At 61.3% G+C, this 12,760-nt stretch carries 8 protein-coding genes and 1 pseudogene; 7 read left to right on the top strand and 2 right to left on the bottom strand.

Annotated features, from left to right (window positions below):
- Window positions 1-38: 38 nt before the first annotated feature.
- Window positions 39-1,442, bottom strand: a complete 1,404-nt coding sequence (locus IPI01_20890) for a hypothetical protein (GenBank protein MBK7260213.1) — start codon at window positions 1,440-1,442, stop codon at window positions 39-41.
- 1,816 nt (window positions 1,443-3,258) lie between these two features.
- Between IPI01_20890 and IPI01_20885 the strand changes: the two genes are divergently transcribed.
- The 6 genes and pseudogenes from IPI01_20885 (at window position 3,259) to IPI01_20860 (ending at window position 9,656) form a co-directional block, all read left to right on the top strand.
- Window positions 3,259-3,807 carry a hypothetical protein gene (locus IPI01_20885; GenBank protein ID MBK7260212.1) on the top strand — a complete coding sequence of 183 codons (549 nt, stop codon included), beginning with the start codon at window positions 3,259-3,261 and terminating at the stop codon, window positions 3,805-3,807.
- Window positions 3,804-4,304 (top strand): peptide deformylase, encoded by a 501-nt coding sequence (def, locus tag IPI01_20880; GenBank protein ID MBK7260211.1) that lies wholly within the window; start codon window positions 3,804-3,806, stop codon window positions 4,302-4,304. Before IPI01_20885 ends, def begins: the two co-directional genes overlap by 4 nt.
- A gap of 13 nt (window positions 4,305-4,317) precedes the next feature.
- Complete coding sequence (locus IPI01_20875) at window positions 4,318-4,485, top strand: hypothetical protein (GenBank protein ID MBK7260210.1); 168 nt, start codon at window positions 4,318-4,320, stop codon at window positions 4,483-4,485.
- A 205-nt stretch (window positions 4,486-4,690) separates the two neighbouring features.
- Window positions 4,691-5,804 (top strand): annotated as a pseudogene (locus IPI01_20870) (GHKL domain-containing protein).
- 112 nt (window positions 5,805-5,916) lie between these two features.
- A complete protein-coding gene (locus IPI01_20865; GenBank protein ID MBK7260209.1) occupies window positions 5,917-8,586 on the top strand; it encodes a glycoside hydrolase family 3 C-terminal domain-containing protein in 2,670 nt (889 codons plus the stop codon).
- Complete coding sequence (locus IPI01_20860; protein ID MBK7260208.1) at window positions 8,583-9,656, top strand: exo-alpha-sialidase; 1,074 nt, start codon at window positions 8,583-8,585, stop codon at window positions 9,654-9,656. Before IPI01_20865 ends, IPI01_20860 begins: the two co-directional genes overlap by 4 nt.
- A 207-nt stretch (window positions 9,657-9,863) precedes the next feature.
- Here IPI01_20860 and IPI01_20855 read toward each other — a convergent pair whose 3' ends face one another.
- The gene (locus IPI01_20855) at window positions 9,864-11,261 is read right to left on the bottom strand and encodes an alpha-L-fucosidase (protein ID MBK7260207.1); all 1,398 of its coding nucleotides are present in this window, start codon (window positions 11,259-11,261) and stop codon (window positions 9,864-9,866) included.
- A gap of 87 nt (window positions 11,262-11,348) precedes the next feature.
- On the opposite strand from IPI01_20855, the gene IPI01_20850 reads away from it, so the two are divergent.
- Window positions 11,349-12,743: a glycoside hydrolase family 125 protein gene (locus IPI01_20850; protein MBK7260206.1), complete on the top strand. Its 1,395-nt coding sequence runs from the start codon at window positions 11,349-11,351 to the stop codon at window positions 12,741-12,743.
- Window positions 12,744-12,760 lie beyond the last annotated feature (17 nt).

The raw sequence follows: 12,760 nt of genomic DNA, 5'->3' as shown, positions 1-12,760 counted from the left end.
TCCCTTTTCCATTCTTTCGGGTGACCCGCGGGCCGGTTTCACTCGACCGGGAATCGGATCCGTATCGTTGTCCCCGGCTTCCCGTCGACCGTCAACGTGCCGCTGAGCTGCTCCGTGAGGGCGAGGATGAGATGGAAGCCCAGCGATGAGACCGTCGCCGGATCGAACCCCTCAGGAAGACCCGGGCCGGTATCGCTCACCGCAAGCTCCGCATGGGTTCCGTTCTCGCTCCGCGACTCCACCGTGATCGTTCCCTGTTCACCGTTCGGGAAGGCGTGCTTGTATGCGTTGGACAGTGCCTCGTTCATGATCAGGCCCGCCGGGATGGCCTGGTCGAGGGAGAGGGTGATGGACTCGCCGAGGAAGCGGAGTCCGATGTTCTTCCGGTGGTGGGTGTGCGCGATCTGGGCGGCCAGTGCCTGGACGTATTCGCGGAAGTCGATGGCCGCGAGATTGTTGCTGCGGTAGAGCGCTTCATGGACCAGGGCCATCGAGCGGATGCGTGTCTGGCTCTCCTTCAACATCTCGAGGACCATCGGATCGCGGGAATTCCCGAGCTGCAGGGAGAACAGGCTCGAGACGATCTGCAGATTGTTCTTCACACGGTGATGGATCTCCTTGAGCATCACGGTCTTCTCGTCGAGAGAAGACTGGATGCGCGATTCCGCTTCGATCCGTCGCTGGACCTCCTCTTCCAACTGCCGGTTCCTCTCCCGCACCCGCCGCGTCCGCCAGAGGAATGCGCCGATCACCGCACTCATCAGTGCCAACACTCCCACGGCCTGAAGCCCCGGTTCTTCGTAGAAAAAGTGGCCGACCGTGATCCGCATGACCGCGGGAGGATCTGTCCAGGGTCCGCCATTCACGGATGCCGCGAGGTTGAACACGAGTTCGCCGGGGCCGGCGTTGGTATATGTTGCAACGCTCTGACTCCCCGGCCTGGAGATCCAGTCCTTGTCGATCCCCACCAGCCGGTACCTGAACATGACACGCCCGGGCGTCTGGAAGCGCAACGCCGAAAAGTCGATCTGGATACGGTACGTCCCTGCGGGCAGGACAATGTGCTCGCCGGCATCATACGGGATATCATCCGCAATGACGTGTTCGATCACCACGGGTGGCGGGGTGGTCGGACGGGAGACCGCGGCGGGGTTCACGGCCACGACGCCACTCGTGGATGCGTAGAGAATGCGGCCATCGGGCAATTGCTGCGCGGAGTGCTCCGATGCCATGTTGAATTCAATATCCCGGAGCCCGTCCCGATGATCGAACGAGTCGATGACGACGTGCCGGCCGTTACCCGCAACTGCTGCAAGCAGATCCGCTTTGCGGACGCGCTGCAATTCCCGTTCGGCGTTGATCCAGAGGTATCCCAGACGGTCTTCGTGAATGGCAAGGATGCGGGGGCCGAATCCCGGACACACGGCATTGACGTCGATCACGGAATCCCCGGCGATGAGGTAGAGTCCACCGCCGTAGGTCCCATACCAGACCCTTCCTGTGTCCACCATCATCGCGGTGGTGCCGTACAAGCCACTGCCGGACCGGGTCCAGTACGAACGAAGGACCCCCTCTCTGATGTGAACGACGTTGCCTGAGGAGATGCACCAGATCGATCCGTCGGGCATGTGCGTGACGCATCGTACGCCGGGCACGGCCTCCCCCGTTGGCAAGGATGAACGGTGATGCTTTCCCTCTTTCGAATGTGTAGAACCCCTTGCGGGTCCCGATCCAGATGCGGTGGTCGAAGTCCTCACTGATCGACTGCACCCGGCCAAGGCCGGAGGTGGCAACAGCGGGATAGTGGCGTATCCCCCCTCCGGCGGTAGACGAACCGAGTTCACCGTTCGGGCCTCCGAACCACATCGTGCCATCCGAGCTCTCGAACAGTTCTGTGATGTGATCGCTCGGCATGCCGTCCTTCTTCTTCATCAGGCGGGCCGCGTTGCCTTCGTATCGGTACGTGCCTTCGGTGCCGACGCCGATCCAGAGGACCCCCCGCTTCTGGAGATGGACCAACCACGAATACTCTGTGGTCAGCCCCGCATCCGTGCCGAGGATGGTGAAGAACGTCCGCGAAAATCTGTAGAGCCCTCCGCTGGTGGTTGCCCAGAGGCTTCCTTCTGCACCCCACATGAGTGCGTGGGTCTGTCGTCCGGCCCCGCGTCGCACCCCCAATCCGTGAGGGTACGAGAAGTGCTTGCCGTCGAAGTAGATGACCCCGTACCCGATCGTGCCGACAAAGTACCCTTCGTCACCATCCTTGAGCAACCGGAGGGCTCCCGGCGTTCGGAACGTTTCTTCAAGAGAAGCCGGGCCGTCAGGGTTCATCCGGTAGCGCTGGATCTGGCCGAGCCGGGAGGCAAGGAAGCGATGGTCCTTCTCCAGAATGATATCCGCGAGGGCATGGACCTCGCCGGCACCGGGAACGATCGTGACACCTGTATCGTTCTGCGCATCATAGCGGACGAGCGACAGGGCGTTGAAATAGACCGTGCCATCCGGCGCGGTGAAACCTGCACGGGGTTGCTCGGGGAGGCCGGGGAGGAGCGTGGCTTTGCCATCCCGCTCGACGAAGGTGCCGAGCGATGTACACAGATACGTGTTGCCGGCACTGTCGGCAAAGATGCCGTGCACGGATTCATACGCGATCGTATCAGCGAAGGCCGGACTGGAGAAGTGTCCCCGGTCGTAGATCACGAGTCCGCCACTGAGGAGGCCGATCCAGATGCGCCCCCGGGCATCCTCGTGGATCGCGGTCACCTGCTGTCCACGGAACAACGGCGTCGTGGCACTGCTGTAGGTCCTGAATGCGATGCCATCGAAACGAACGAGCCCGAACCCGGTGCCGACCCACACATACCCCGTACGGTCCTGGAGAATGGGGCCGGTTTCAGCGGAAGGGAGTCCTTCGTCAGGACCCCAGGATGTTGAAACGTATCCCGTCGAGGGGAGGATATCGGATGCAGGTGAAGAGCGCCACTCCTGGCCGCTGGCCAGGGCCGGGCCCGCAAGAAAGCACGCGAAGGCAGCTATGATGTGAGCGGTTTGCTTCATCCGATAATGAACAAACATCCCACCGGAGAATCAAGCCGATCCGGGGCCCGGGACGAACCTCCCTCCGGGGAAGGGGAGGGACGGTTGTGAACGTGCCGCAGATTCGCTATCATGAACGCACAGCACCGATGGTGGCAGCGCTCCGGAGCGTGATCCGGCCACTCATCGACGGTGCAGGGGACGGTTCACATGGAGACGAGCATGGACAAGCACTTCTATCTTCTCACAGCGGGCGGCGTGGACAGCAAGGGGATCGTATTTGAACTTACGAAATTGCTGACGGCATACGCCTTCAACATCGAAGACTCGTCGATGGTGATGCTCCGCCGCACCTTTTCGGTCATCGTTCTTCTGTCACGTGAAGACCCGCGCCTTCCGGAGGCCCTCGACCGCAGGCTGAAGGCTTTTGGTGACAGGTTCGGCATGTCTGTCGACTTCCGGAAGATCACCCGGAAGGAGATGCAGGAGTATGACGGAAAAGGCAAGCGATACATGATCTCGATCAGTGGCGCCGACCGCCCGGGCATCGTCCAGGGCATTACGGAGGCCATTGTGAAGAAGGGCGGAAATATCATCGACCTCGAGACCAAGAGCTCGCAGCGCACGACCCCGCCGGCATATTACATGCTTCTTGAAGTGGACATGCCGGCGAAGGTCGGGGAGACCGCATTTCGTCAGGCGCTCGTCAGGTCCGGGAAGAAGACCGGGGTGCATGTGACCGTTCAAAGGATCGTCAACGAGATCCTATGAATCTCTTTTCCATTCTCCAATTCCCCGACGAAACCCTGCGCAAACGTTGCCGTGCAGTCACGGACCTCGATGCATCGGTCGTGGAATTTACGGCGCGGCTCACGATGATGATCCAGGAGAACCGGGGCTGCGTCGGTATCGCTGCCCCGCAGGTGGGCGACCTCCGGCGCATCATTGTCGTGGATGTGACCGGGCACAAGAAGGCGACGGACAAGCACGGCCTCCTCGTGATGATCAACCCGCAGGTCACCGGCGCACAGGGGTCGGTGGTGACGCGCGAAGGATGCCTGAGCGTGCCGGATTTCACCGGCAACGTTGAACGCAAGTCCATCCTGGGGGTGCGGTACCTGACACCCGACGGTACGGAAGCCGAGTTGGAGACATCCGGATTCGAAGCGGTGGTTCTGCAGCACGAGATCGACCATCTGGACGGGGTGTTGTTCCTGGACCGGATCGCGAATGTGAAGCGGGACCTGTTCAAACGCAAGACCTACTGAGGACGGCCAGAGCATGGCGAAGAAGCAGGATGACACACCGATCACCGTGCGTTGCCCCAATTGCAAACAATCGCGCGAACCCGACTTCAACGAGACCACGCGGCACCACGTGTGCTCTCTCTGCGGCGAGCAGGTGGATGCCCAGGTCTTCATCGAGAAGCGAAAACGCGGTGTGAAATGACCAGCCTCCGGGCACAACCCCCGGGGTCCTGAGCGCGGGTGATGATCCCCGCGGCGTGGTCATATTTGACCTACTGGCCGCCCCTCGCCGCAACGCCATCCCGCCCGACTCAAAGACGTGACCCTTCCCCCCTGTATCCTCGCCCGCCAAAGGCACGATATTTGCGAAAGTATCTGCTAACGCATATAGCAGAGGATCCTTTTCGATGCCACTACCGACAGCATTCGCTCCGGCGGAGCGATCCAGCGCGGGAGAGTTGGAAGAGCAGCAGGCGCTTGTTGAATTTGCCATCGGCGACCGCCGTTGCCTCGATGCTGTTCCGGAGCCCCTTGTGGTGCTGAACGCCCTGCGGCAGGTGACGTTTGCCAATACCGCGTTTCTCCACTCGATCGGCAAGAAGACCACCGCGGAGGTGCTCGGCGTCCGGCCTGGTGAGGCGCTGAATTGCACCCACGCCGCTGCAACAGGGGGGTGTGGCACCACAGAGTTCTGCCGTACGTGCGGGGCGGTGACCGCGATCCTCGAGAGCCAGCAGGGTCAGCAGTCGCAACGCGAATGCCGGATCCTTACCGACGGAGATGGCTCCGCGCTTGATCTCCATGTGATGGCGTCCCCATTCGATGTGAAAGGGGAGCGCTATACGCTCTTCGCCGTTCAGGACATCAGCGACCAGAAGCGGCGCAAGGCCCTTGAACGGATCTTCTTCCACGATATCCTGAATGCGGCGGGAGGGTTGCAGGGGCTCGCGCAGTTGGAGATCGATGGGGACAACGACAATGAGTTCGTGGAGATCGTGCATCGGATCGCGTCACAGCTCGTTGCGGAGATCAGAGCCCAGCGCGAGCTCAATGCCGCCGAGAATAATGAACTCGTCACCTCACCCGTCCCCCTGCGAAGCAAGGACGTCCTTGAAGAGGTGATCGGCTGCTACGCCGGCCACGAAGTGGCACGCGGCAGAAGCCTGGTGATCGGAGCCGGGGACGATGTGTCCTTCATCGCCGATGCGGGGCTCATCCGACGGGTACTGGGGAACATGGTGAAGAATGCGCTGGAGGCATCCGGATCCGGAGAAACGGTGACCGTAACGAGCAGATCCAATCACGAAGTGATCTTCTTCACCGTGCACAATCCCGCGGTCATGAGTCCTGAGGTCAGATTCCAGATCTTCCAGCGGTCCTTCTCAACAAAGGGCAGGACCGCGGACTCGGGACCTACAGCATCAAGCTTCTGACCGAACGGTATCTCGGCGGGCAGGTGAGCTTGAAAGCACCCCGGATGCCGGAACGACGTTCTGCATCACCCTGCCGCTCGGGGTCTAGGACATGTGAGCCCGTGGCGGGGAGCTCAAAAAAGTGTTATCTTGAGCGGGGCGGACATCTCCATCGCCTCCCATGATCCTCTGCTCCCACGCACACAAACTTCAGGTTGCCCATGATGTTCCGAGCCCTCATCGCAGCAGCTCTTCTTGTCACTCTTGCGCCCGCTCATGCCGGCGCACAGGCACGACCTCCCTATAAAGACCCCGCCCGGTCCGTGGAAGAACGGGTGAACGATCTTCTCGGACGGATGACCATCGAAGAGAAGTTCTGGCAGCTCTTCATGATCCCGGGAGATCTTTCCGACGGCAAACAGCGATACAAAAATGGGATCTTCGGCCTGAACATCCGCGACCAGCAGCGGAAGGTGGCGGACACCGAGCAGATGTTGGAGTACCACGATTCGGGTGTGGCTGCGAACACCGCGGCCAAGATCAATGAGATCCAGAAGTTCTTTCTTGAAGAGACCCGCCTCGGTATCCCGATCATCGCCTTTGATGAGGCGCTGCATGGCCTCGTACGCAACGATGCCACGGCGTTCCCCCAGGCCATCGGCCTTGCCGCAACATGGGATACGACACTGGTCGGGAAGATCGGCGCAGCGATCGCGCGGGAAGCCCGCTCACGCGGCATCCGCGATCTGCTCTGCCCGGTGATCAACCTTGCGCGGGACGCCCGTTGGGGGCGTGTCGAGGAGACCTTCGGCGAGGATCCGTTCCTGATGTCGGAGGTGACCGCTGCCTATGTACGGAACATCGAGGACCTCGGTGTGGTGGTGACGCCGAAACATCTGATCGCCAATGTAGGCGACGGCGGGCGCGACAGCTATCCGATCGACTTCAACGAGCGGACTCTGGAAGAGGTGTACTACCCGCCGTTCCTCGCCGCGGTGAAGCGCGGCCGGACGACCTCATTCATGACATCATACAATTCGCTTGATGGCCTCCCGTGTACTGCGAATCCGGCCCTCCTCAAGGATAAAGTGAAGAAGGAATGGGGCTTCGACGGGTTCATCATTTCGGATGCGAGCGCGGTGGGAGGGCTCCTCGACCTGCATCACATCGTGTCGACGCGCCAGGGGTCCGCAAAGGCCGCGATCGAGGGTGGGCTGGATGTGATCTTCCAGACCGCCTACGAACACCATGAACCTCTTCTCGATGCCTTCAAGAAAGGAATGGTGGATACGGCCGCGGTGAACGATGCCGTTCGCCGTGTGCTGCGCGCGAAGTTCCGGCTCGGGTTGTTCGAGCATCCCTATGTGGAAACAGCGGGGGCAACGTTCTGGAGCGGCCATGCCGATCACCGGAGCCTCGCACTCCAGTCCGCGCGCGAATCCATCGTGCTGCTGAAGAATGCGGGAGCGCTTCTGCCTCTGAACGGCCGCTACCGGAGCATCGCTGTCATCGGGTCCGATGCCGTGGAGGCCCGCCTGGGCGGGTATAGCGGCGCAGGCATCGGCGTTGTCTCCATTCTCGACGGCATCCGGAAACGCGCCGCCGGGGCGGCGAATGTCCTCTATGCGCCCGGATGCGGACGCCTCGATACCACGTATGTCACCGTCCCTTCCACGGCTCTCACAACCCCGGACGGTAAGCCGGGACTGAAGGCCGAGTATTTCAACTCGATCGATCTGTCTGGCGCGCCGGTGCTTACCCGGGTTGACCGCGAGGTCGATTTTGGCTGGACGCTCTTCTCCGCGGACCCCAAAGTGAATTTTGACTGGTTTTCTGTGCGGTGGACCGGCACACTGACCTCACCCCTGTCGGGTGCGGTGCGCTTCGGCTTTGAAGGGGATGATGGATACCGGCTGTACATGAACGATTCTCTGGTCATCGACCGCTGGCAGAAACGGGGATTTGCGACGACCACTGTGCCGGTGCACATGACAAAGGGCCAGAAGTACCGGTTGCGCCTTGAATTCCATGAAGGCGTTGGGAATGTCCGCGTGCGCATGGTCTGGGATGCCGGCGTTGCAAGCAAGGAGCAGGCGATCAAGGACGCCATTGATGCAGCCGGTGCGTCCGATATCGCCATCGTTGTTGCCGGGGTGGAAGAGGGAGAGTTCCGTGACCGTTCGAGCCTTGCGCTGCCGGGGAGGCAGGAAGAACTCATCCGCCGCATCGCCGCGACCGGCAAGCCCGTCGTGGTCGTGATCGTTGGAGGGAGCGCGGTAACGATGGAGCATTGGCTCGACCGCGTGGGCGCAGTGGTTGATGTCTGGTATCCCGGTGAAAAGGGCGGCACGGCGGTCGCGGAGGTGCTCTTCGGAGACTACAACCCCGCGGGCCGTTTGCCGATCACGTTCCCCGATGTGGTCGGGCAGGCACCGCTCTACTACAATCACAAGCCGACCGGGCGCGGCGATGATTACATGGACCACACGGGCAAGCCGCTCTTCCCGTTCGGCTATGGCCTGAGCTATACGAACTTCTCGTACAGCGGCCTGCGGATCACGCCGGAAGTCATGAAGGCGGACAAGCGCGTCGTCGTGAACTGTACGGTCAAGAACACCGGGAGTGTCACCGGCGACGAGGTGGTGCAGTTGTACATCCGCGATGTGGAGGCGAGCGTCGCCCGCCCGGTGATGGAACTGCGCGGCTTCCGCCGCATCACGCTGAAACCCGGCGAATGGAAGGATGTGCGGTTCGAACTCGGTTTCGATGAACTCAGCATGCTCGATGCGCATATGAAGCGCATCGTGGAGCCGGGTGACATCAAGATCATGATCGGCGCTTCCTCCGCGGACATCCGCCTGCGCGGATTCGTGAAGGTGACAGCGAAATGAGATGTCTGCTCGCCGGCGTGTTCGCCGCCGCACTGCTTTCGCTCCCGGCCCCGGCGCAAACGGACACGTCATCCGCGGTCATATTGACGGAGTTCGTTGCGGACACCATGCCGACACCTCAATGCCATGCTTCGTCGGTCGTTGACCTGGACGGTGTACCGGCGGTGGCGTGGTTCGGAGGTTCGTACGAAGGGTGTGCGGATGTCGGGATCTGGTTCTCACGGCGCGAAGTGGACGGATGGTCCGCGCCGGTGAGGATCGCCGACGGGAAGATGCCCGGGGACACGGTGTTTGCGTGCTGGAACCCCGTTCTGCATGTTGCAAGGGACGGTTCCCTGGTGGTGTTCTATAAGGTTGGCCCCAATCCCCGCGAGTGGTGGGGGATGATGAAGGGATCACGCGACGGGGGACGATCGTGGTCGCCCCCGGAGCGGTTGCCCGAAGGGTTTGTCGGTCCTGTGCGGAACCATCCGTTGCGGACCGCCGGGGGTGGCCTCCTTTGCCCGTCGAGCACGGAATTGACGGGCTGGCAGGTGTGGATGGAACACATGGATGCGGGAGGGAAGGAGTGGTCGCGGGTCGGGCCATTGAATGACACGGCCTCCATCGGAGCGATCCAACCTGCGCTGGTGCGGATGGGCGATACGATCCTTGCCGTCGGGCGTACGAAGCAGGGAAGGATGTTCCGCACCGTGTCGCGCGATGAAGGCGAGTCGTGGTCGCCCATGGCGCTGTGTGAGTTCCTGTGTTCGAATTCGGGTGTGGATGCGATCCGCTTGCACGATGGGCGCCTCTTGCTGGTCTACAATCATGCGCGGAACGCGTTGAACAGTTGGAGTGTCGGGCGCGACACGATCACCGTCGCGTTGTCTGCCGATGGGGTGCATTGGGAGGCCGGCTGTCTGCTGGAGGTGGAGAAGGGCGCGGAGTTTTCCTACCCATCGGTGATGCAGTCGGCGGATGGTTTGGTGCATGTGACGTACACCTGGAAGAGGGGGAAGATACGGCACATCGTCCTGGATCCCGCCAGGTTACGCGGAAGGCCATTTCGCGGTGTCGAGTGGGAGTAGGGCTCATCAGGTAATTTGATTGAGTGACCAACCAAATCCGATATGGGCCAAGACGGCGGAAAAGCAGGGGAAAATCGCTTGACTTTGTGAACGTCGCAGGTTACATTGGTTCTATTAGTTGTTCTTAACAACTAATTGCTGCACAGACGTTTCATCTGCCAGGGGGCACCCTTCGTATGGGGAGGGTGCCCCGGGCAGGTGCTCAGATCACAGGATGGGTTGTTCGACGACGAAGCTCCATGCGTGTTCGCATGGGGGTTTTCTCGAGAGCGCCGAAGGAATGCGGATGAGCACACCCTTACCGTTCTTTTCCCAGGCGAGCGGCTCCCGTACTCCCATCATCCGGATCGTCGATCCGGGCTTTGCCGAAATGCCCTGAAGCCAGATACTGGCCGGGACCTCCTTTTCTGAAGCATCAGCGAGATAGATAGCATTGATGGCTCCGCCGGCCGAACGGGTATAGCACATCTTCCCTTCCTTGTACGGTGCCACTGGCCGGGTCTTGTAGATGGCGTCACCGTTCACCTTCAACCAGTTCCCCATATCCTTCATGCGGAGAAGCGCTGTCTGCGGCAGATTCCCCTGGGCATCGGGACCAACGTTCAGCAGGAAGTTGCCTCCCTTTGCCACGATGTCAACGAGCAGATGGATGAGACGGTTGGTGGGTTTATAGGAGTCGTTGGGGACGTACGACCAGGAGTTGCCCATGGTCATGCAGGTCTCCCAGGGATATGACAGCGGGCGTTCCGGAACCTCCTGCTCGGGTGTCCGGTAGTTCTCGTAGCGTCCGGGAACGGCGCGATCCACCACGATCATGCCCGGGTTATGGGAGCGGGACATGGCAGCGATCGCAGGCATGTTGACGTCCTGCTTCTTGTTGCCGGGGTTCACCCAGCCGCCGTCGAGCCAGAGAATATCGATCGGGCCGTAGCCGGTCATCAGTTCTTCGATCTGTGCGTGGGTGAAGGCCACGAACGCCTTCCATCTGTCGGGATGCTTCGTGATGTCGTAGTTCACGTTCCGGTCCGCATGTGCCCAGTACGGTGCCCAGTAGTGCGGGCTATGCCAGTCGGGTTTGGAAAAATAGGCGCCGATGCCGAACCCCTGCTTGCGGAACGACGAGAAGATCTCCTTCGTGACATTGGCGCGGGGGTTGGTGTGGAAGGGCACCGCCGGATCCGTGATGCGGTAGGCGGTCTGTTTCGTGTCGAACATGCAGAAGCCGTCGTGGTGCTTCGTGGTGAAGACCAGGTACTTCATGCCGGCATTGCGGGCTGCGGCCGCCCAGGCATCAGGGTCGAAGGACACGGGGTTGAATGTGCGCGGCAGCTCTTCATAGGCCTTGCAGTAGTCAACATAGTTGTCCATGCGCCGCTCGCACCAGGGCTCGTCCTCGCTGCAGAGTGACCATGATTCCACGACGCCCCACTGGCTGTAGGGGCCCCAGTGCATCATGAACCCGAACTTCTGGTCCTGGAACCACTGGAGCTTCTGCAGAACGGCAGGATCGGTCTCGGTCTCCGGAGCAGGTGCGTGCTGTGCCACGGCGATGGCACCGGTGATCAGTGTTGCGGCGATCACCAGGAACAAGGCACGCCGGTTCATTGAACTCTTCACTGCGTGATCTCCTTACATGTTGGTACGGCGTGATATGGTGCATCAAGGATACTCCAAAATTCGAAGCAACGCAAGATGAAAAATTCCCCGGGCACAACGGGTGCGGACCCGTCGAAGGGCTTCACGTCCTGCAGACCGCCGGCAGGCCAGCGCGCATTCGTGAGCGAATCGGTCGAAGCACTGATCCAGACCGTACGCCGGTCGATCGCGGATGAAGAACTCGGATGGATGTTCGAGAACTGTCTGCCGAATACGCTCGACACGACCGTGCGGACCGGCACCGTCGATGGCAAACCCGATACGTTCGTAATCACGGGTGACATCGATGCGATGTGGCTCCGCGACTCGACCGCGCAGGTCTGGCCGTACGTCCACCTTGCCGTGGATGATAAGCCCCTGCGGCGCCTCATCGCGGGCGTGATCCACCGGCAGACCGCCTGCATCCTGATCGATCCCTACGCCAATGCGTTCAACGATGGCCCGCTCGGCGGTCCCTGGGAGAAGGATCTCACAACGATGCGCCCCGAGTTGCATGAGCGCAAGTTCGAGATCGATTCTCTCTGTTATGCCGTTCGCCTTGCGTACGGCTACTGGAAAGCAACGGGCGACGCCTCGGTATTCGATGATGCGTGGCTGCGCGCGATGCAGCTGACCGTGCAGACGTTCCGGGAGCAGCAGCGGAAGGATGGCCAGCAGGGCCCGTACACCTTCCAGCGCGTGACGCACGTGGCCTACGATTCGATGCCGGTGTACGGGCGGGGTAACCCTGCTCGTCCCGTGGGCCTGATCCAGTCAGCGTTCCGCCCCTCCGATGATGCCTGTATCTTCCCGTTCCTGATCCCCTCGAATTTCTTCGCCGAACAGTCCCTGCGCCAGATCGCGGAGATCATCCGTGCGGTGCGCACCGAACAGGCATTCGCCCGGGAATGCGACGATCTTGCCGATGAGGTGTCGGGAGCTCTTGCCGCTCATGCAAGGCATCTCCATCCGTCGGCGGGAGAGGTCTATGCCTACGAAGTGGACGGGTACGGGAATGCGTTGTTCATGGACGATACGAACATCCCCAGCCTGCTTGCGCTGCCGTATCTCGGCTGCGTGGCGGCCGACGATCCGGTCTATCGCCGGACCCGCGCCTTCGTCCTGGGCCCGGAGAATCCGTGGTTCTACCGGGGCACGGCAGGCGAGGGTATCGGCGGCCCGCATACGGGCTACGATATGATCTGGCCGATGTCGATCATCATGCGGGCCCTGACGAGCGACGACGACACGGAGATCCTCCGGTGCCTCGGGATGCTGGTGGCGACCCATGCGGGCACGGGATTCATCCACGAGTCGTACCACAGGAACGATCCGGCAACCTTCACCCGGTCGTGGTTCGCGTGGGCGAACACCTTGTTCGGCGAATTGATCGTGACACTCCATACCCGGCGTCCCGCGCTGCTCGCGACGGCCCGGATCGTACACTCCTGACCAATAAACGAAAGAGC

Source organism: Ignavibacteriota bacterium (assembly GCA_016707525.1).
Classification (GTDB): domain Bacteria; phylum Bacteroidota; class Ignavibacteria; order UBA10030; family UBA6906; genus JAGDMK01.
Note: the sequence above shows the minus strand (reverse complement) of the source record. Positions and strands in the feature narration are given on the sequence as shown.